Consider the following 17,629-nt stretch of genomic DNA (forward strand, 5'->3'; position numbering starts at 1 on the left):
ATTAATCTTATTTACTCCGCCGCAGGACCCTCCTCATGATCGACGCCGCGCCGCCACCGGAGCCTGGCCTGCCTGCCCTGTACCGGGAGCATCGCGGCTGGCTGGAAACCTGGCTGCGCCGGCGTATGGGCAATGCCTGGGATGCCGCCGACCTCAGTCAGGATACTTTTCTGCGCATTCTGGCCAGCGCCCAGCCGCTGGCAGACATACGCGAACCGCGCGCCTATCTGCTGACCGTCGGCAAGCGCCTGCTGAGCAACTTCCACCAGCGACGTAGCCTGGAGCAGGCCTACCTTGATGCTTTGGCGCAGTTGCCCGAGCAACACGTGCCGTCGCCAGAACAGCGCTGGGTACTGCTGGAAACCCTGCAAGCACTGGATGAATTGCTCGACGGCCTCAAGCCGGCGATACGCAAGGCCTTTCTCTGGAGCCAGCTGGAAGGCTTGGGCTACGCCGAGATTGGCCAGCGCCTGGGCGTTTGCCAGCGCTCGGTGAAACGCTACATGGCGCAGGCTTACGAACATTGCCTGTTGGCCGATTTGCAATGAGCCCCCACTCCCCAGAAACCCGCAAAGCGCTGCGTGCTGCGGCCCGTTGGCTGGCATTGCTGGATTCTGGCGACGCAAGCGAAGCTGACCTGCTGCGCCTGGCGCAATGGCGCGCCAGCAGTCACCTGCACGAAGACGCCTGGCAAAAGGCATCGCTGCTGCGAGCGCGGTTTGCCGGGTTGCCCGGCGCATTGGCGATGGCCGCCCTGGATCGTCCGGATGCCGGTCGTCGGGCATTGCTCAAACAAGCCCTGGGAGTGTCGGCGTTGTTGCCGGTGGCCTGGCTGGTGAGCCGTGAGCTGCCGCTGGATGCCTGGACCGCCGACATGCGCACCGCAGTAGGAGAGCGCAGGCAGGCTCTGCTGAGCGACGGCACCTGGTTGCAGTTGAACACCGACAGTGCGGTCGGTATCGAGCTGGGTGCAGGCCGCGTGGCACTGCTGCGCGGTGAAGTGGCCGTCAGTGTGCCCGCTAACCTTAGCCTTACCTTGCAGGTGCCTTACGGCCGGGTGGTGCTTAGTGAGGGCGAGGTGTGCCTGCGCCTGCTTGATGAGGCCTGCCGGGTGTCGGCGATCAAAGGGGCGGCCAGCCTGCAACCGTTGCGTGGTCCAGCCGTGATGCTGCAGGCCGGCCAGCAGGCCAGTTTGCAGGCGACCGGCGTTGGCCCCGTCAAAGCCTTCGACGAATGGCAACTGGGCTGGCGCGAAGGCGCACTACGGCTGGACGACCGCCCGTTGGGCGAGTTGCTGCACGAACTGCGCAGGTATCGCCCCGGCGTACTGCGCTGGGCACCGGAACTGGAGCGCTTGCGTGTGACCGGCACGTTCCGCCTTGACGACACCGACCGGGTGCTGGCCTTGCTCGCCGCCAGCCTGCCGTTGCAGGTGCAGAGCCGCACGCGTTATTGGGTGAGCCTGACCGCACGAGAAAAACGAGCATGAGGCTGTCCCCTTTTTTTCACTCGCCGGTCATTACCGGTAGGAGAAAATAAAAGGGGAGCCTTGTTCAATGCCTGCAGTAAAATCTTGCCGCCTGCGCCCACTGGTGCGCGCCGCACATCCATTGTTCGCGATGAGCCTGCTGTTGTGTGCGCCCACCTGGGCCGATGAGCCGGCCCGGCGTACGTTCCAGGTGGCGCCAGCCAGCCTGGGTGCTGCTTTGACCCATTTCGCCGACCAGGCCGGTGTCAGCCTTTCGCTGGACCCGGCATTGGTAGAGGGCCGGCAAAGTAACGGCTTGTCCGGTCGTTATAGTGTCGATGAAGGCTTCAGCCAGTTGCTGCGCAGTAGCGGCCTGCAGGCGCTGCCGGTGGGTGAGGGGGCCTTCACCCTGATGCCGGCCCCCCAGGCCAGTGGCGCTCTGGAAATCGCCCCCACCCGCATCGTCGGCGGCCTGGCCGCAGGCAGCGAAGCGCAGCCGTATGCCGGTGGCCAAGTGGCACGCCAGGGCGCGCAAGGCATGCTCGGTTCGCGCGACTTCATGGAAACCCCGTTCAGCATCACCAGCTACACCAGCGAACTGGTCAAGAACCAGCAGGCGCGCACCTTGGGCGAGCTGATTGCCAGTGACCCTTCGGTGCGTGCTACCAACCCGGCGGGCGGGCGTTTCGAGCAGTTCACCATTCGCGGCTTCAGCCTGTTCAACAGTGATGTGGCCTACAACGGCCTGTATGGCATCTTGCCGACGTATTCGATCGACATGGAAATGGCCGATCGGGTCGACATCATCAAAGGCCCCAGCCAGTTGATCAACGGCATTTCGCCGCGTGGCAGCGTGGGCGGCGGTATCAATGTGCAGCCCAAGCGAGCCGCTGACAAACCGATCACCGAATTCACCGGCAGCTACGCCTCGGCAGGCCAGGCAGGCGGCGCAGTGGACATCGGCCGTCGCTTTGGTGAAGGCCAGCAGTTCGGCGTGCGCTTCAATGGTGTGAAGCAGGCCGGTGATACCGAATGGGACCACCAGCGCGTTGACCGCGAAATGGCGGTGCTGGGCCTGGATTTTCGAGGCGAGCGCCTGCGGCTCTCGGCAGACCTTGGCCACACCGAACGCGACACCGACGCCCCGCAGGAGCGTGTGCTGGTCGGTGCCAATGCCAAGGTGCCCAATGCCAATGACGTACGCCACAACTACGCCCAGGCCTGGAGCAAGGCGCGTACCAACGACACTTTCGGTGCGCTGAACGCCGAGTACGATATCAGCGAATCGCTGCTGGCCTATGGTGCGATCGGTGCGCGCAAGAGCAACCACGACTTCCTGCGCCATAACGTGTCGATCACCAACGATGCCGGCGACTTCACTGTGCAGCCGCGTGACTTTACCCGGGACGAGTCGGTGCGCACCGCCATGGCCGGTTTGCGTCACTGGTTCCATACCGGGCCGGTGAGCCACGAGCTGAACCTGGCCGCCAGCTATTACTACATGGACTTCACCAACGGCGGGGCGCGCTATGCCTCGGCGCCGAGCAACCTCTACAACCCGGTGGCCGCAGCGACACCCGCTACGCCAACCCGCCTCGACCCCGAGGTTTACACGGAAAACCGCTTCTCCGGCGTGGCCCTGGCCGACACCCTTGGTTTTTTTGACGACCGCCTGCTGCTGACCCTGGGGGCGCGCTGGCAACGGGTGCAGGTGGATGACTGGAGCGACGGCGTCAAAGGCGAGACGGCCTATGACGAAGAAAAGCTCTCGCCTTCGGGGGGGATATTGCTCAAGGTCACCGACCAGCTCTCGTTGTACGCCAACTACATGGAGGGCTTGAGCCAAGGCAAGATCGCCCCATCGACCTCGATCAACGAAGACCAGATCTTCCCGCCGTTCACCAGCCGCCAGATCGAAGTGGGGGCCAAGTACGACCTCGGCCAGGTGGCCTTTACTGCCAGCGCCTTCCGCATTCGCCAGCCGGCCTACGAGACCAATCCCGTCTCGCGGGTGTTCGGCCCCAATGGCAAGCGTGACAACCGCGGCATCGAGCTGAGTGTGTTCGGTGAGCCAGTGCAGGGCGTGCGGGTGCTGGGTGGGGTGATGTATCTCGACAGCGAGCTCACCGACACCATCGGCGGTGCCTACGATGGCAACCGTGCGCCGGCCACGCCCGAATACAACGTCAATCTGGGGGCTGAATGGGACGTGCCAGGGGTGAACGGCCTGACCTTAACAGCGCGCGGCATTCACTCAAGTTCGCAGTACCTGGACCAGAACAACAGCAAGCGGATCGACGGCTGGGAGCGTTATGACCTGGGCGCGCGTTATGCCTTCAAGGTGGACGCCACCGAGGTTACCTTGCGGGCCAGTGTCGAGAATGTGCTGGATGATCGCTACTGGAGCTCGGCGGGGGCGTCGGATGACAGTGAGCCGGGATTGACCCTGTCTACGCCGCGGACCTACCTGCTCTCGGCCACGGTCGGCTTTTAAACTGAAGCCTTGTATACCCATCGGGAGCGTACATGCCCGCGAATCTGCCGACTCGATGCATTGCACCGGCTTCGGCAGTGTTTGCGGCTGAAACCTTTCCCACAGGGGGCGGTTGCGTAGATGATCAGCCCGGCGTCAGCGCCCGCCCCAGCTTCTGCGCCTGCCCCTGCAACACCCGCATCAACTGCAGTGCTGCATGCGATGGCGGCTCGAAGCGCGAATAGACGAAGCTGATATCGAAGTGAATATCATCGGCCAACGGCACCACCGCGAGCCCGCTGTCCTGTGCAACGAACTCGTCGATCACGCTGATTCCCATGCCTTGCTTGACCAACGCCACAGCCTCGTTTGCATTGGTGAACGACAACAGTGATTTCAGCTGTAGCCCGCGGCGCCCGATGTGTTCGGCCAGCAATTTGCCAAACGGCATGTCGGGCCGGAACAGCAGCAAGGCATGGCCCTCCAGCTGCTGCAAGGTCAGCGCGGGCTGACCGGCCAAAGGGTGGCCCGGCTGCATCACCACCACCATGCGTCCACGCATGAACGCTTGTGAATGCAGGTGGTCGTGCACCACCGGCAGGGCGGCTATCGACAGGTCGACCTTCTTCGACAAGATCTGGTTGGGCATTTCGCCCATCAGCGAGGTTTGCCACTCGATATTCAGCGCCGGTGATTCACGCTTGAGCTGGGCCAGGGCCATCGGGATCACCACCGTGGACAACGATGCGCTGCACGAGATACGCAGCTTGCGCTGGCCGCCAGCGCCCAGCGCGAGTGCGCATTCGTTGACCTGCAACGCAGCCTGGTACACCCGCTCGACCTCGCGAAACAGCACCTGCGCTTCGGCCGTCGGCACCAGGCGGTTGTTGACGCGCTCGAACAGCGGGTAGGCCAGGCGCGCTTCGATGTACTGGATCAGCTTGCTCACCGCCGGCTGCGACACATACAGCAATTTGGCCGCCGCGCTGATCGAGCCCGTCAGCATCACCGCCCTGAACACTTCCATGTGCCGCAGCTTGAACACCATGGGGCTTGCGTCTGCGCCTTCGTTGCCAAGCAGCATGTGTATTACCTTCGGTTATGGTTTTCGCCATCTGGGTATGAGCGTCAAAGCCGGCCACACAGTATCGTGAACCCCAGCCTAACCGCCCTTTCGGCGCACAATGACAAGATCTGCAGACAAGCGCAGTGGCGCTTGACGGGAGTGCTGCGTGAACATATTTGACGAAGCGAAGATCGATTGCCATAACCATTTGTTTGACCCCGCCCGGTTCCCCTATCACCCCGATGCACCCTATGCGCCCTCCGGCCAGGAGGTCGCCACCCAGGCGCAGTTCACCCGAGTGATGGACGCTTACGGCGTGCAACATGCCTTGCTGGTGGGACCCAACAGCGGCTACCACACCGACAACCGCTGCCTGCTGCATGCCTTGGCCAGCGGGCAGGGGCGGTTCAAGGGGGTGGCGGTGGTCAGGGCGGACATCAACCTCGATGCGCTGGCGGCGTTGCAGGCACAAGGCGTGGTGGGTATCGCCTTCAACCCCGCGCTGTCCGGGGTAGCCAGCCTAAAGGGCGTTGACGGGCTGTTCGGCAAGCTCGCCGAGCTTGGCATGTTCGCCCAATTGCAGGTGTGTGCCGACCAGTTGCTGGACCTGCACGGCCTGCTGCAAGGCTCGCAGGCTCGTCTGTTGATTGACCATTGCGGCCGCCCGGATGTCGCTGCCGGTGTGCAGCAAGCCGGCTTCCAGGCGTTGCTGCGGCTGGCCGACAGTGGCCGCGCCTGCGTGAAGCTGTCAGGTATGCAGAAGTTTGCCGCAGCGGATGCCTTGTTCGAACAAAGCAGTGCATACGTGCAGGCCCTGCTCGAAGCCTTTGGCGCCCAAGCCTGTGTGTGGGGTTCGGACTGGCCGTTCATTCGCCAGCCCGCGCGGGTGGACTACGGCCCGCTGCTGAAGCTGGCCGAGCGCCTGATGCCGGATGCCCGGCTGCGCCGCACGGTGATGTGGGAGACCCCTCGGCGATTGTTCGGGTTTGCCTAGCCGGTGGCCTGTGTGGCATTGGCCTGGCGACAGCCTTTACCACGGGTTTTGTGTTCGGCCTCGGCGGAGGGAGTGCGGCCTATTGAATGGGCAGGACCTGGCACACCTGACGGCGTTGGAGCTGGCGCCGGGTAGCCAGCTGCGCGCGAACTGCGGGCGACGTGTCAGCGTGGAAGTGTCGTCCGTTGGCGTGCCCGCACCTCAGCGCTTGCACGCTGCGGCACAAGCAACCCAGGCGTGGCTGGACGGCAGGTGGCAGTCGCCACCCGCCATTCAGGCCTGCGGTCATTGCTGATCGGGTACCACGGCAATCACGTCGATCTCCATCAGCCACTCGGCCTGGGCCAACCCGGCCACCACCAGCCCGGTGGAAATCGGGAATACGCCCTTGAGCCACTTGCCCACCTCTTTGTACACCGGCTCGCGGAAGCGCGGGTCGGTGATGTAGGTGGTGGTCTTGACGATGTGCGACAGGTCCGAGCCGGCTTCTTCAAGCAGTTGCTTGACGTTCTTCATCGCCTGTTCGGTTTGTGCGCGCGGGTCACCCAGGCCTACCAGCTTGCCTTCGAAGTCGGTACCGACCTGGCCACGCACGTAGATGGTATTACCCGCCCGCACGGCCTGGCACAAGTCGTTGTCCAGGGTCTGGTTGGGGTAGGTTTCCTTGGTGTTGAACATGCGGATGCGAGTATGGGTAGGCATCAGTGGGCTCCGAGGGTGCTGACATTGCTGATCTTGGCGGTTTGCTGCTCATCCGCTGCGCGTTGCTCGCGGTCGCGGTAGGCGGTGTAGGTACGCTGCGTGGCGATGTGGCCGGCGACGTGCTTGGCGTCGTGCCACACCCCCCAGATGAACGATGAACCACGGCGCGACAACCACGGCAGGCCGAGGAAGTACACGCCCGGTTCGCGGGCTACACCGCGCTGGTGCTGGGGCTTGCCGTTGGCATCGAAGGTGTCTACCTGCAGCCAGCTGAAGTCCACGCCGTAACCGGTGGCCCAGATGATGCTGCTGACGCCGGCTTTGGCCAGGTCCAGTTGCTGCAGCGGGTTGCACATGCACTCCGGGTCGGCCAGGCGCTGGCGGGCTTCGGGCTCTTCCGGCAGGTCCAGGCCGTTGCGTTCGATGTAGGCATCGGCCGCATCCAGCAGGGCCAGGTAGTTTTCGTCGCCGCGGTTGATGTTCTCGACCAGGTTGTCCTGGAAGCGCGCTACGCCGTTTTCGAACGACTGGGTCAGGCCGACCAGGGTCATGCCTTGGTGGGCGAGGGCGCGGAAGTCCACGGTGTGGCCACCACGGGCGCCGCTGACCGCGATGGTCACATGCTCGCGACCGGGCTTGGCAATTTCCGCGTCCCACTCGCCCAGCACGCCCAGCCACCAGCAGAAGTCGCGGTTGCGGTAGGCACGCGGCGGGCGGTCGTGGGCGCCAACCGACAGGTACACCTGGCGCCCGGCGCGCATCAGTTCTTCGGCGATCTGCACGCCGGAGGAACCGGCACCGACTACCAGTACCGCGCCTTCAGGCAACTGCTCTGGGTTGAAATAAGCCGCGGAATGAATCTGGTGCAGGTTGCTGTCTTTCGGCGCGATGGCCGGGATCACTGGCTTCTGGAACGGGCCGGTGGCGGCGACTACGCGGTTGGCGCGAATCACGCCTTCATTGGTTTCGATGGTGAAGCCGGGGCGGTCGCTGTTACGCACCACGCGCTTCACTTCAATGCCGGTGCGCACGGGCAGGTTGTACTTGCGTACGTACTGCTCGAAGTAGTCGGCCACTTGGTCCTTGCCGGCGAACGCATCGGCGTCAAGGTTGAATTCCAGCCCTGGGAAGCGGTCGTGCCAGACCGGGCCGTTGGCGACCAGCGAGTCCCAACGGCCGGTACGCCAGGCCTGTGCGATGCGGTTGCGCTCCAGTACCAGGTGCGGCACGCCAAGCTTGCTCAGGTGTTCGCTCATGGCCACGCCGGCCTGGCCGGCGCCGACGACGAGGGTGTCGATTTCGAGGTTGTTCAGTGTCATGTCCGAGCCCTTGTTCAGGCGGTTATTGTCAGGTCGGTTTGGAGGACCGCCGTTGCCTGGAGCCAGACTAGGGATGCCGTGGAAATGGCGAAAATAGTATTTAGCTGGTACTTGCCGATAAAACGGCGAAGGCCTTGATTTCTCTGGCCTGTGGGGTGGGTTGGTCGGGTGGGTGCCGTGTTTTTCCGGGGTGGTGCAGAGGTCCAGCGCCTGAGCATAGTTTTTTCCTGCCTACCCCCTCGGAAAAAGGTCGTTTCGCCCACCCGAAGGTTCCACTCAGAATGCCGTGTATTGCACAGCACAACAGGAACCATGACATGACGTTCTCCATCATCGGTCGTTGCCAGGAAACCGGCCAGGTCGGTATTGCCATCAGCTCGTCGAGCATCGCCGTGGGTGCCCGTTGCCCCTGGGTGCGTGCCGGTGTGGGCGCGGTCTCTACCCAGAACATCACCCTGCCGGCGCTGGGGCCGCAGATTCTCGATGCCCTGGAGCATGGCCAGTTACCGCCTGCTGCTGCGCTGGACAGGGTGCTCAGTGCCAATGGCTGGAGTGAATACCGCCAGGTCACGGTGATCGACAGTCACGGCCAGGTGGCATTGTTCACCGGGCGGGAAGCACTGGGCACACACCATGCAGTGGCCGGCGAACAATGCGCGGCGGCTGGAAACCTGCTGTCCTCGACCCAGGTGATCGAAGCCATGGTACTGGCCTTCGAGCAGGCCGGCGGCCACCTGGCCGACCGCCTGTTGGCAGCCATGCACGCGGCGATGGCCGCGGGTGGTGAAGCCGGGCCTGTGCACTCGGCGGCGCTGAAGATTGCGGGCGAGCTGACCTGGCCGCTGGTGGACCTGCGCGTCGACTGGGCCGATAGCGACCCGATCGGCGCGCTCGATGGCCTGTGGCAAGCCTATCGCCCGCAGATGCAGGATTACGTTACCCGCGCCCTCAACCCGACTGCCGCGCCAAGCTATGGGGTGCCGGGCGATGAGTGAATTTGCCAGCCGCACGCTGCTGGCCCGGCTGATCGGCTTTGCCACGGTGAGCCGCGACTCCAACCTGGCGCTGATCGGTTTTATCCGTGATTACCTGGCCGAGTTGGGAGTGGAATGCGAGCTGTTCCATAACCCGGAGGGCACCAAGGCCAACCTGTTCGCCACCATCGGCCCCAGAGATGTTGGCGGTGTGGTGCTGTCTGGCCATACCGATGTGGTGCCGGTGGATGGCCAGGCCTGGACGGTCGAGCCGTTTGCCCTGAGTGAGCGTGACGGCCGCCTGTATGGCCGCGGCACGGCCGACATGAAAGGCTTTATCGCCTCGGTGTTGGCTGCTGTGCCCGCTTTTCTCGCCCAGCCGTTGCGCATGCCGATACACCTGGCATTTTCCTATGACGAAGAAGTTGGTTGCCTGGGCGTGCGCTCGATGCTGGCTGCCCTCGAACAGCGCCCGTGTAAACCACGGCTGTGCCTGATCGGTGAACCCACCGAACTCAAGCCGGTGCTGGGGCACAAGGGCAAGCTGGCTATGCGTTGCCAGGTACAGGGCGCAGCGTGCCATTCGGCGTACGCGCCGTATGGGGTGAACGCCATCGAATATGCGGCGAAACTGATTGGCAAGTTGGGTGACATCGGCGATGCCCTGGCACTACCGGCTCATCACGATGAGCGCTTCGATCCGCCGTTCTCCACGGTGCAGACCGGGGTGATCAAAGGGGGCAGGGCGCTGAACATCGTGCCGGCCGAGTGCGAGTTCGATTTCGAAATACGCGCGCTCCCTGGGTTCGAGGCGCAGGCGGTGGCCGACCAGTTACAAACGTATGCTGAAGCCGAGTTGCTGCCGCGTATGCGCAAGGTCAATACTGCCAGCGCCATTCGCCTGGAGCCGCTGAGCGCCTATCCGGGGCTGGCGACACCGGAGGACAGCGAGGCTGCGCGGTTGGTGGCGTTGCTCAGTGGTTCGGATGCGTTCGGTACCGTAGCGTTTGGTACCGAAGGTGGCTTGTTCGACCAGGCGGGCATCCCCACCGTGGTGTGCGGGCCTGGCAGCATGGACCAGGGCCACAAGCCGGATGAGTTTGTCAGTGTCGAGCAGTTGCGGGGTTGTGATGCCATGTTGCTGAGGCTGGTGGACTACCTCAAGCAGGCTTGATGGTTGCGACGGTGGATGGGCCGCAGCGCGGCCCCGGTGACTCAGAAGGTCGCCTTGACCTGCAGGCCAACCACCAGTGCGTTGTCGATGTCTTTGCCCGAAAACGCCCCTGGCTCGATGATGTATTGCACATCCGGGCGCAGGTTCAGCCATGGCGTGGCCTGGTAGCCGTAGCTCAGTTCGATCAACTGCTCGGCGCTGTCGATATCCGGGAACTGCTGGCCCGCGTCGAAAGCGGCATCTTCCAGCACATCGCGGCTACGCGGGTTGGGCACGGCCCGGCCGTAACCCAGTGCCACGGTATCCTTCGGGCGGCCTTCGAACGGTTTGTACAGCACCACGCCGGCGCCATACCACTTGGTGAACGGCGAAGCGGCCTTGCTTGACGCCGAGTACTGGCCGAAGGCGTGCAGGCTTCGGCCTGGGGAGGCCTGGTCGTTCCACACCGCCTGGTCGATCAGCAGGTAATGGCCACCTCGGCCGGACACTTCATCGTCGCTGCCAATGCGTTTCACATCGGAGCTGTCGTAGTAGTAGCCCAGCTTGTACTCGCCTGGCAGTTCACCTTGCAGCTTGTAGATAAGCTCTACCGGTACCACGGTGCCGGTGGTGTGTTTGGGCCCCAGGTGCCAGGCGCGGCTTGAGTTGCCATTGCTTTCGGGGTCGACGTTGAACGCCGCCACGCGCAGTTGCCAGGCGGGCGACAGGTCGTACTTCATCCGCACACCGAGGTGAGCGTTGGGGTAGTTGGCCCAGCCACTGCCGCCGGACATGTTCAGCGGGTGGCCGCAGAAGCCGGCGTTCATGAAATTGCACAGGATGCCGCTGTCCAGGCCGCCGAGGTCGTTGCCCATGGCCATGTAGCCGAGCTTGACGTTGAGCGCCGGGGTGAACAGCGTGCGCTCGTAGCTCAGCTCGGTCAGGCGAGTGTACAGGCCGCCGTAGTTTTCCTGGATCGGCAGGCGGTTGCCTACCAGGTCTTCCGAGGCGCTGTTACCGCGGCGGTCGTTGATGGTCAGCTGGACCTTGCCGCCGTTGTCCAGGCCGTACAGTTTCGACAGGTCGAACTGCACGCCCAGCTTGACGTTCTGCGAATAGCGCGCCGAGCGGTGCAGGCCACCGTGGGCGTTGTAGGCGGTTTCACCGCTGTAGTCGCCGGTGATCTTGACGCCGTCTTCTTCGAGTTGATGGCGCAGGCCGCCCCAGTCACCGGTCAGGGTGCTGCGGGTCAGCAGGTCGTCGTTGGCAAGGGCAGTGGTGCTGGCCAGGGCCAGCAGCAGGGTGGGGGTGATGCGAATTGCGGATGGCATTACAGAATCTCGGATTGTCTTTGAGGGGCATTCGCGGGCAAGCCCGCTCCTACAGGGGCCTTGTAGGAGCGGGCTTGCCCGCGAAGCAGGCGACGCGGTCTTACGGCAGAGCGTAAGAAATCACGTAGTCGCCACGGTCAGTCGACTGGCGTGCACCGCCAGCAGTGATCACCACGTACTGCTTGCCGGTTTTCGGCGAGACGTAGGTCATCGGGCCGCCCTGGCTGCCTACTGGCAGGCGAGCCTTCCAGATTTCCTTGCCGTTGCTGCTGTCGTAAGCGCGCAGGTAGAAGTCCTGGGTGCCGGCGATGAACACCAGGCCGCCTTGGGTCGACAGGGTGCCGCCAAGGGTTGGCAGGCCGATCTTGATCGGCAGGTGCATGCGGATGCCGAGCGGGCCGGTGTCTTCAACGGTGCCGACCGGTACCTGCCAGGCTACCTGGCGGGTCTTCATGTCGATGGCGGTCAGGGTGCCGAACGGCGGTGCCTGGCATGGAATGCCGGCGACCGACAGGAAGCGGTTCTTGTTCACGGCATACGGGGTGCCCTTGAGCGGTACCGCGCCCATGCCAGTGTTCAGTGCTTCGCCACCGGACGCTGCGCCACCTTTGTTCTGCGACGGGATCATCTGGATCCACAGGCCCAGGCGCATGTCGTTGACGAAGATGAAGCCATGTACCGGGTCGGTAGAAATGCTGCCCCAGTTCATGCCACCCAGCGAACCCGGGAAGCTCAGCGACAGGTCGGTGCCCGGCGCGGTGTACAGGCCGTCGTAGCGCATCTTCTTGAAGTCGATGCGGCACAGCAGCTGGTCATATGGGGTGGCACCCCACATGTCCGATTCGGTCAGGGTCTGCGCGCCAATCTGCGGCATGCCCACCGACTTGGGCTGGGTAGGGGAGTACGGCTCGTTCGGGATGTTGCTTGGCTTGACCGGTACTTCGTCGACCTGGGTCAGCGGCTTGCCGGTGGCGCGGTCGAGCACGTAGATCTGCCCGGCCTTGGTGCCGATCACCACCGCAGGTACCGACTGGCCGTCGTCCTTGGTGAAGTCGATCAGGCTCGGCTGCATGGGCAGGTCGAAGTCCCAGAGGTCGTTGTGCACGGTCTGGAACACCCACTTCTGGTTGCCGGTGGTGGCGTCCAGGGCCAGCACCGAAGCGCCGTACGTGTGGTCCAGTTTGCTGCGCTCTACGCCGTAGATGTCGGTGGACGACGAACCCATGGGCAGGAACACGGTGTTCATCGCCGGGTCGTAAGACATCGGCGCCCAGCTGTTCGGCGTGCTGCGCACATAGGTGCTGTCGGCTTGTGGTGCCTGGCGATCTTCCGGGTTGCCCGGGTCGAAGGCCCAGCGCATTTCACCGGTGATCACGTCAAAACCACGGATCACGCCACCTGGCATGTCGGTCTGGACGTTGTCGGCAACCCGGCCGCCGACCACTACGGTAGTGCCGGCCATCAGCGGTGCCGAGGACAACTGGTAGTAGGAGTCCGGCACATCACCCAGGCCGGCCTTGAGGTCTACCTGGCCATTGTTGCCGAAGCCCTGGCAGAACTCGCCGTTGTCGGCGTCGACGGCAATCAGGCGGCCGTCGATGGTGTTGGTCAGCAGGCGACGCTGGCAGTTGGCACCGGCTGGTACGCTAACGCCGGTGATCGGTGAGCTGTTCGGCTGGGTTGGCTGGGCGATGGCGGCAGTGGCGTCGAAGTAGGCCATGCCACGGCAACGCTGCCAGACCTTGGACTGGGCGTTGATTTCGTTCTTCCACAGCTCCTTGCCGGTGTCGGCATCGAGTGCGATCAGGTTGTTGTGCGGGGTGCAGATGAACACCTTGCTGCCGATCTGCAGCGGGGTGAGCTGGTCTTCGGCACCGTTGCCGTCACTGATGGCGACGTCGCCGGTGTGGTAGGTCCAGGCCACTTTCAGCTTGTTGACGTTATCCCGGTTGATCTGGTCAAGCGCGGCGAAGCGGCTGCCACCTTCGGTGTTGCCGTAGTGGGCCCAGTCTTTCTGTTCCTTGCCGGTTTCGACCGGGGTCATGCCCGGGCCTTTGCCGTTGGGGGCGACGCTTGGGTGGGCAACGAACATGTTGCCGACCGCGATCACCAGTACCACGGCCATTACCCCGGCGACGCCGTAGGCACCGCGCCCGGCGCTGGCGCCGTTGGCACGCGCCAGCAGCGGGTAGACCAGCGCCACGACCATGCCGATTGCGCCGAACATGAACAGGCGCGAGAACAGCGGCCAGAACACCAGGCCTGCATCGATCACCGCCCAGATGGCAGTGCCGACCAGGAACACGGCATACAGCCAGGCGCCAGCCTTCTTGCGCCGAGCAATGAGGACACCGGCGATGGCCATGGCCAGGCCGCCGATCAGGAAGTACCAGGAACCGCCCAGACCGGCGAGCTTGACGCCGCCAGCAGCCAGGAGGAGGCCGAGCAGGGCGATGATCACGCCCAAGCCGACCAGGATGAAGTGTGTGGCGCCAGAGGCGCGCGGTATTTCTTTCATGCCAGGGATCTCAGCAGGTGGAATGCGCGCAGTTTAAGCCCTTAGCTTGCTAATTAACAAGTTGGTACATAATTGAGCGAGGCTGATTGTCGCAGGGCTGAACTTACGAAGATGTGGCTAAAAGTATAGATAAGGTGCTGAAAAACGCACTGAACGGGGCGTTAATGCGCATGTTCGATTTGTATTCATGCTTTGGTCGTAAGCCCAACCTTCCACGGCTACGTGACAACAGCGTCATGTGCATGGCCCTTCATGCCGGCCATGGGGTGCTGCTGCTATAGAACACCGCGAGCCAGATGGTGGCCGTGCCGGGTGCGGTCCATTCCACGCGGTGGCGGTGGTGCGGGGGGATGTCCAGACAATCGCCCGGCGCCAACAGGCGGGTGTGGTGCTCGTGCTCGAAACGCAGGGCGGCAGCCCCCCTGAGCAACATGATCCACTCACCTTCAGCCTGGTCGTACCAGAAACCGGGTGGGCTGGCTTGCCCGCTGGAGACGATACGCTCCACGCGCACGCCTGGGCGGCTGAGCAATTCGTCGACACGTTCGGCGCTGGCGGGATCGCAGGGCGGCAGGGCGGTCAGCAGGTTGTTCAGGGTCATGGCAAGCCTCCTTGGAATTGGGTTGATTTCACTATGGACGCAATTGCCGTGGGGCGCGCTGCTTGACCCGCCCGGCTGTTTGTAAGAACTTTCCGGTTTTTGGAAGACGGGCTGAACATGGACAAGCTGCTGGCGATGAAAATGTTCGTGGCCACTGTCGATGCCCAAGGCTTTTCTGCTGCCGCGCGCAGGCTAGGGCTGGCGACATCGTCGGTGACACGTCTGGTCGATGCCCTGGAAGCGTCGCTGGGCGCCACCTTGCTCAACCGCTCGACGCGCCAGGTCAGCCTGACCGAGGCCGGCGCCCGTTACTACCAGCGGGCACGGGGCATTTTTGAAGCACTGGACGAGGCTGATGCCAGCATCGCCGATCGCGGCGAGGAGCCTGTGGGTGTACTGCGCCTGAGCCTGCCAGTGGAGTTTGGTCGGCGGGTCATCGCCCCGCACCTGGGGGCATTCCTGGCGCAGCACCCGGCACTGGAACTGGACATCGACCTCAGCGACCGCCTGGACGACTTGCTTGACGGGCGCTATGACCTGTCGATTCGCCTGGGCGACCCCTCGCCCAATGACGAGCTGGTGTGCCGCCGGCTCGGCGGTTTTCAGCGTTGGCTAGTGGCCAGCCCGGCCTACCTGGTCGGGCGTGAGCCACTGCAGCATCCCCGGGAGTTGCTTGACCATGCCTGCCTGCGCTTTCGCTATGGGCAGAAAGCGCGCCCCTGGCGCCTGACCTGTGGCCAGGAGAGCCTGGAGCTGGACGTAAACGGGCCACTGCGCAGCGCCAACGCCGACCTGTTGCGTGAAACGGCACTGGCAGGCAGTGGTATCGCACTGCTGGCCGACTGGCTGGTACGCGACGATGTGCTGGCGGGGCGCCTGCAGCGGGTTTTCCCCGACTGGCAGGCCAGCCCTGGCACAGCCAATAGCAGCATCAACGCCTTGTATATGCCCAACCACCGGGGCTCACGGCGGGTAAACGCATTCATCGACTTTTGCGAAAATTTGCTCATACGCGGCAACTAGTGTTGCGCTGTGCGCAAAGCCACATTGCGCCACCGCCGGATTCTCGGCGATGGCGTGCATGGGTAAGGTGGCCAGCATCTCCCCATCCCTTGTCGAGGAACTTCGCATGAACCCCTCCCTTGCGACAGCGCAACCGGCAGCCGCCAGCCTGAGCCGGGCTCTGGTAGTGCTGCTGGCGTTCTGCTGCGGCGCGATCGTCGCCAACATCTACTACGCCCAGCCCATCGTCGGGCTGATCGCCCCGGACCTGGGGCTGTCCACCGAGCATGCCAGCCTGATCGTTTCTCTCACTCAGATGGGCTATGCCTTGGGCCTGTTGTTGCTGGTACCGCTGGCCGACCTGCTGGAAAACCGCCGCCTGATGGTGGCCACCGCGGTCCTGGCGTGCGTCAGCCTGCTGCTGGCGGGCACCAGCAGCAGTGGCCAGGGCCAGCTGTTCCTGGGTTATGCACTGCTGATCGGCTTCAGTTCGGTGTCGGTGCAGATGCTCATCCCGCTGGCGGCGCATCTGGCGCCGGAGCAGCAGCGTGGGCGTGTGGTCGGTAACATCATGGGCGGCTTGTTGCTGGGCATCCTGCTGGCACGACCGCTGTCGAGCCTGGTGGCCGACCACTTCGGCTGGCGTGCAGTGTTCATTGGCGCCGCCGGGATAATGCTGGCGATCGTCCTGTTGCTGGTGTTGACCTTGCCGCAGCGGCGTCCCGAGCACAAAGCCAGCTATGCCGGGTTGATGCTGTCGCTGCTCACACTGCTGCGTCGTTATCCGCTGTTGCGCCAGCGTTCGTTGTACCAGGCATTGATGTTCGCAGCGTTCAGCCTTTACTGGACGGCGGTGCCGATGGCGCTCGCCGGTGAGCATGGGCTGTCACAAAGCCAGATCGCTGTGTTCGCCCTTGTCGGCGCGGTGGGCGCCGTTGCTGCACCCTTGGCCGGCCGCCTGGCCGATGCCGGGCATGCCCGGGCCGGCTCGCTGCTGGCGCTGTTGCTGGCGCCGGCGGCCTTGTTGCTGGGGCTGACAGTACCGGGTTACAGCGTGATTGGCCTGGGCCTTACCGGCGTGTTGCTGGACTTTGCGGTGCAGATGAACATGGTCATCGGCCAGCGCGAAGTGTACGCACTGGACCCTGCCAGCCGCGGGCGGCTGAATGCGGTGTACATGACCAGCATCTTCCTCGGCGGGGCGCTGGGGTCGGCGGTGGCAAGTGCGCTGTTCAGCCTGTTTGGCTGGCATGGCGTGGCACTGGTGGGGGCGGGGTTGCCGGGTGTGGCGCTGGTTGTGTTTCTACTCAAAGCACGCCGGGGTTGAACCGGTACGCGATGGAGGGCACGGGCTTCGCCCGTGTTCGCGGGCCCGCTATCGGCCAAGCGGCAGCGCCAGGCCAATCAAGGCAAACAGGCTCCCGCAGCAACGATTGAAACCTTTGCCACCCTTGGCCAGCCATGGCCGAATGCGAAACGCCAGGCGCGCCAGCAGGTATTCGACCAGGCACTCGACGCTGGCAAAGGTCGCGGCCATCACCGCAAATTGCAGCACCAGCCCTCGCTGTGGGTCGATGAACTGCGGCAGGAAGGCGCCATAGAACAGCAGCACCTTGGGGTTGGCCATGGCCGAAAGCAGGCCCTGGCGAAACAGCCCGGCATTGCCGCGCCGCGCGCTTTGCTCGGTCAGTTCCAGCTGCAGGCCGGGGCTGCGCCACAGTTGAATGCCCAGCCAGATCAAATAAGCCCCACCCGCCCACTTCAGGACGCCCAGCACCGACGCCGAGGTCTGGAGCAGTGCGCTGAGGCCGAACATGGCCAAGGCGATGAGGGCGCTGAAACCAAATACCCCACCCACGATGGTAAACAGCGTTCGCCGTGCGCCATAGAGCGCGCCATGGGTCAACGCCAACAGGCTGTTGGGCCCAGGGGTCAGCGACAGGCCGATGCTGGCCAGCAGGTAGATAAGCCAGGTGTCCAGTGCCATGTTGAACATTGCCTTGTTCGAGAGAGAGCGCCAGTCTATGG

15 protein-coding genes are annotated in these 17,629 nt (G+C 63.9%); 8 read left to right on the top strand and 7 right to left on the bottom strand.

What is annotated here, in order from left to right; all coding sequences use genetic code 11:
* Positions 1-35 precede the first annotated feature (35 nt).
* The 3 genes from ACF8EF_RS10895 (at position 36) to ACF8EF_RS10905 (ending at position 3,962) form a co-directional block, all read left to right on the top strand.
* Positions 36-548, top strand: a complete 513-nt coding sequence (locus ACF8EF_RS10895) for a sigma-70 family RNA polymerase sigma factor (protein ID WP_176683292.1) — start codon at positions 36-38, stop codon at positions 546-548.
* On the top strand, positions 545-1,489 hold the full coding sequence (locus tag ACF8EF_RS10900) for a FecR domain-containing protein (RefSeq protein ID WP_392461120.1): 945 nt from the start codon (positions 545-547) through the stop codon (positions 1,487-1,489). The genes ACF8EF_RS10895 and ACF8EF_RS10900 overlap by 4 nt, the downstream gene beginning before the upstream one ends.
* A gap of 67 nt (positions 1,490-1,556) precedes the next feature.
* Positions 1,557-3,962 (top strand): TonB-dependent siderophore receptor, encoded by a 2,406-nt coding sequence (locus tag ACF8EF_RS10905; RefSeq protein ID WP_392461121.1) that lies wholly within the window; start codon positions 1,557-1,559, stop codon positions 3,960-3,962.
* A 124-nt stretch (positions 3,963-4,086) separates the two neighbouring features.
* On the opposite strand, the gene ACF8EF_RS10910 is transcribed toward ACF8EF_RS10905, so the two are convergent.
* A complete protein-coding gene (locus tag ACF8EF_RS10910; protein ID WP_392461122.1) occupies positions 4,087-5,025 on the bottom strand; it encodes a LysR family transcriptional regulator in 939 nt (312 codons plus the stop codon).
* Positions 5,026-5,173: 148 nt separating this feature from the next.
* Here ACF8EF_RS10910 and ACF8EF_RS10915 point away from each other — a divergent pair, with 148 nt between their 5' ends.
* The gene (locus ACF8EF_RS10915; protein ID WP_392461123.1) at positions 5,174-6,001 is read left to right on the top strand and encodes an amidohydrolase family protein; all 828 of its coding nucleotides are present in this window, start codon (positions 5,174-5,176) and stop codon (positions 5,999-6,001) included.
* Between the two features lie 285 nt (positions 6,002-6,286).
* Here ACF8EF_RS10915 and ACF8EF_RS10920 read toward each other — a convergent pair whose 3' ends face one another.
* Positions 6,287-6,703: a RidA family protein gene (locus ACF8EF_RS10920; RefSeq protein ID WP_014590706.1), complete on the bottom strand. Its 417-nt coding sequence runs from the start codon at positions 6,701-6,703 to the stop codon at positions 6,287-6,289.
* Complete coding sequence (locus ACF8EF_RS10925; RefSeq protein ID WP_392461124.1) at positions 6,703-8,022, bottom strand: flavin-containing monooxygenase; 1,320 nt, start codon at positions 8,020-8,022, stop codon at positions 6,703-6,705. Before ACF8EF_RS10925 ends, ACF8EF_RS10920 begins: the two co-directional genes overlap by 1 nt.
* Positions 8,023-8,339: 317 nt before the next feature.
* Between ACF8EF_RS10925 and ACF8EF_RS10930 the strand changes: the two genes are divergently transcribed.
* Together ACF8EF_RS10930 and argE are read left to right on the top strand one after the other, a co-directional pair.
* Positions 8,340-9,017, top strand: coding sequence for a DUF1028 domain-containing protein (locus tag ACF8EF_RS10930; protein ID WP_176683298.1), 678 nt, complete (start codon positions 8,340-8,342; stop codon positions 9,015-9,017).
* Positions 9,010-10,170: an acetylornithine deacetylase gene (gene argE, locus ACF8EF_RS10935; protein ID WP_392461125.1), complete on the top strand. Its 1,161-nt coding sequence runs from the start codon at positions 9,010-9,012 to the stop codon at positions 10,168-10,170. The genes ACF8EF_RS10930 and argE overlap by 8 nt, the downstream gene beginning before the upstream one ends.
* 41 nt (positions 10,171-10,211) lie before the next feature.
* Here the strand turns inward: argE and ACF8EF_RS10940 are convergent, their stop codons facing one another.
* The 3 genes from ACF8EF_RS10940 to ACF8EF_RS10950 all read right to left on the bottom strand — a co-directional run bounded on the left by ACF8EF_RS10940 (position 10,212) and on the right by ACF8EF_RS10950 (position 14,599).
* Positions 10,212-11,480, bottom strand: coding sequence for a carbohydrate porin (locus ACF8EF_RS10940; RefSeq protein WP_392461126.1), 1,269 nt, complete (start codon positions 11,478-11,480; stop codon positions 10,212-10,214).
* A gap of 100 nt (positions 11,481-11,580) precedes the next feature.
* On the bottom strand, positions 11,581-13,998 hold the full coding sequence (locus tag ACF8EF_RS10945) for a glucose/quinate/shikimate family membrane-bound PQQ-dependent dehydrogenase (protein WP_209965424.1): 2,418 nt from the start codon (positions 13,996-13,998) through the stop codon (positions 11,581-11,583).
* Between the two features lie 250 nt (positions 13,999-14,248).
* On the bottom strand, positions 14,249-14,599 hold the full coding sequence (locus ACF8EF_RS10950; RefSeq protein WP_176683302.1) for a cupin: 351 nt from the start codon (positions 14,597-14,599) through the stop codon (positions 14,249-14,251).
* 117 nt (positions 14,600-14,716) lie between these two features.
* Here ACF8EF_RS10950 and ACF8EF_RS10955 point away from each other — a divergent pair, with 117 nt between their 5' ends.
* Complete coding sequence (locus ACF8EF_RS10955; protein WP_339444172.1) at positions 14,717-15,622, top strand: LysR family transcriptional regulator; 906 nt, start codon at positions 14,717-14,719, stop codon at positions 15,620-15,622.
* Between the two features lie 106 nt (positions 15,623-15,728).
* Positions 15,729-16,928: an MFS transporter gene (locus ACF8EF_RS10960; protein WP_392461127.1), complete on the top strand. Its 1,200-nt coding sequence runs from the start codon at positions 15,729-15,731 to the stop codon at positions 16,926-16,928.
* 48 nt (positions 16,929-16,976) lie between these two features.
* On the opposite strand, the gene ACF8EF_RS10965 is transcribed toward ACF8EF_RS10960, so the two are convergent.
* A complete protein-coding gene (locus ACF8EF_RS10965; RefSeq protein WP_392461128.1) occupies positions 16,977-17,588 on the bottom strand; it encodes a LysE family translocator in 612 nt (203 codons plus the stop codon).
* Positions 17,589-17,629: the final 41 nt, after the last annotated feature.

Origin of the sequence: Pseudomonas sp. zjy_15 (assembly GCF_043101865.1) — a bacterium.
GTDB lineage: Bacteria > Pseudomonadota > Gammaproteobacteria > Pseudomonadales > Pseudomonadaceae > Aquipseudomonas > Aquipseudomonas putida_Y.

Bases quoted from the DNA above. Each gene is read 5' to 3' on its own strand.
- ACF8EF_RS10895 (WP_176683292.1), top strand. From the start codon at position 36: ATGATCGACGCCGCGCCGCCACCGGAGCCTGGCCTGCCTGCCCTGTAC.
- ACF8EF_RS10900 (WP_392461120.1), top strand. From the start codon at position 545: ATGAGCCCCCACTCCCCAGAAACCCGCAAAGCGCTGCGTGCTGCGGCC.
- ACF8EF_RS10905 (WP_392461121.1), top strand. From the start codon at position 1,557: ATGCCTGCAGTAAAATCTTGCCGCCTGCGCCCACTGGTGCGCGCCGCA.
- ACF8EF_RS10910 (WP_392461122.1), bottom strand. From the start codon at position 5,025: ATGCTGCTTGGCAACGAAGGCGCAGACGCAAGCCCCATGGTGTTCAAG.
- ACF8EF_RS10920 (WP_014590706.1), bottom strand. From the start codon at position 6,703: ATGCCTACCCATACTCGCATCCGCATGTTCAACACCAAGGAAACCTAC.
- ACF8EF_RS10925 (WP_392461124.1), bottom strand. From the start codon at position 8,022: ATGACACTGAACAACCTCGAAATCGACACCCTCGTCGTCGGCGCCGGC.
- ACF8EF_RS10930 (WP_176683298.1), top strand. From the start codon at position 8,340: ATGACGTTCTCCATCATCGGTCGTTGCCAGGAAACCGGCCAGGTCGGT.
- argE (WP_392461125.1), top strand. From the start codon at position 9,010: ATGAGTGAATTTGCCAGCCGCACGCTGCTGGCCCGGCTGATCGGCTTT.
- ACF8EF_RS10940 (WP_392461126.1), bottom strand. From the start codon at position 11,480: ATGCCATCCGCAATTCGCATCACCCCCACCCTGCTGCTGGCCCTGGCC.
- ACF8EF_RS10945 (WP_209965424.1), bottom strand. From the start codon at position 13,998: ATGAAAGAAATACCGCGCGCCTCTGGCGCCACACACTTCATCCTGGTC.
- ACF8EF_RS10950 (WP_176683302.1), bottom strand. From the start codon at position 14,599: ATGACCCTGAACAACCTGCTGACCGCCCTGCCGCCCTGCGATCCCGCC.
- ACF8EF_RS10955 (WP_339444172.1), top strand. From the start codon at position 14,717: ATGGACAAGCTGCTGGCGATGAAAATGTTCGTGGCCACTGTCGATGCC.
- ACF8EF_RS10960 (WP_392461127.1), top strand. From the start codon at position 15,729: ATGAACCCCTCCCTTGCGACAGCGCAACCGGCAGCCGCCAGCCTGAGC.
- ACF8EF_RS10965 (WP_392461128.1), bottom strand. From the start codon at position 17,588: ATGGCACTGGACACCTGGCTTATCTACCTGCTGGCCAGCATCGGCCTG.